Raw genomic sequence first — 1,722 nt, forward strand, 5'->3', positions numbered from 1 at the left:
CCTAGACGATATGAAGTGAGGGGTGTGCGGGTTCGCCCGTCCGGGTCGGCCATTATCGCCGGGCGGTCCCGCAGCGCCGGCTTGAGTGAATCCGTACCGCGTGTGGGGGTAGGCGGCGCTGCGGGGCCTGATCCCGGCGGTGATGTCCTTTATCCCGGACGGGGGCAGGTAAGGGGTCTTAAGGCCGCGGGGGCCGGGGCCTTCTGTTTCACAGAGGTCCGTGGGTTGCCATTGACGGCTCCCCTTGGCCTGACGGCTCCTCCGGGGGTGCAATGGTAGTGCCACATGTGAAGTTTGGGAGGTCCCGGCTTATGTTTGAGCATACTTTCATCGGGCTCGATGTTCACGCGGTCAGCGTCGTGGGCCACGCGTTGAACCCGGGCACCGGGGAGATCAGCAACCACACGATGGCTTCTGATCCGGCCATGGTGCTGGAGTGGGTCCGCCGGTTCGCCCCGCCGGTCACGGTTGTCTACGAATCAGGCCCGACCGGGTTCGTCCTGGCCCGGTACCTCCGCGCGCAGGGCATCAACTGCGTGGTCGCGGCGTCCTCGAAACTGTTGCGGGCCCCCGGGGACCGGATCAAGACCGATAAGCGGGACGCCCGGGTGCTGGCCGAAATGCTCGCGGTCGGCTCGGTCACCGAGGTCCGGGTCCCGGACCCGGACGAAGAAGCACTCCGGGACCTGTCCCGGCTGCGTTCCGGCACTGCCACAGACCTCGCGCACGCCCGCCAGCACGTGAACGCGATCCTGTTGCGCCACGGCATCCGCTACCCCAAAGAGACCAGATGGACGAAAGAACACGGGCGGTGGCTGCACCGCCAACGCTTTGAGGAACCCGCGCTGCGGTTCACCTACGAAGCCGATGTCGAGCAGGCCGAACTGCTCGCCGTTCACCTGAAACGCATCGACAAACAGATCACCGCCACAGCTCCCGCGTGCCGCTACGGCCCGGTGATCGACGCGTTAATGTGCCTGCGCGGCATCCAGATCACGACCGGGTTCGGGCTGGCCGTGGAAATCGGGGACTGGACCCGCTTCACCGGCTCGTCCATCGGCTCCTACCTCGGCCTGGTCCCAAGCGAGGAGTCTTCCGGCCAATCCCGGCACCAGGGCCCGATCACCAAGGCCGGGAACACCTACGCCCGCAAACTCCTCATCGAAGCCGCCTGGCAGCACCGGCGACCCTACGCCCGGCCCGGGGAACGGCTGCTGCGCCAACTCGAACTCGTCGCTCCCGCAACCCGGATCCGTGCACTGGAGGGAAACCACAGGCTCCATCACAAGTGGGAACACTTCGATGAACGACACAAAATGTCAGTCAAGGCCAACACCGCGATCGCCCGCGAGCTCGCCGGATGGTGCTGGTCACTGGCCGCCCCGCTCCAGCAAGGAGAACGCATGACCGCGGCCTGACCCAAACGTGCCCCCGGGACGTGGTGAAAGTGCGATGGCAGCACGCGGAGCTAACTCGAGAGAACGCTATGAGCAGACGGCCCCCCACCGTCAACGCTCGAAACTAGACCACCGATACGCTCCAGCCGAACAAATCGTCATGCGGTAACCAACCCGCGAATGTCAGCCTGACAATGCAGTCGAAAACGACTCGCCAACACCTTCACCACCGACCGGCCGGCCACCTGAGTGAGGCGGCCCCTGGACCAAAAGCCAGGAGCCGCTCACCACTGCCTCTTGACAGCCGGACCTACATATCAGCGTT

1 protein-coding gene is annotated in these 1,722 nt (G+C 65.3%); it reads left to right on the top strand.

Translation table 11 applies throughout. From position 1 onward, the window contains the following. The first annotated feature begins 311 nt into the window (after positions 1–311). Complete coding sequence (locus ABV518_RS22265) at positions 312–1,418, top strand: IS110 family transposase (RefSeq protein ID WP_367771827.1); 1,107 nt, start codon at positions 312–314, stop codon at positions 1,416–1,418. Positions 1,419–1,722: the final 304 nt, after the last annotated feature.

This window comes from Arthrobacter sp. HS15c (assembly GCF_040812005.1).
Taxonomy (GTDB): domain Bacteria; phylum Actinomycetota; class Actinomycetes; order Actinomycetales; family Micrococcaceae; genus Arthrobacter.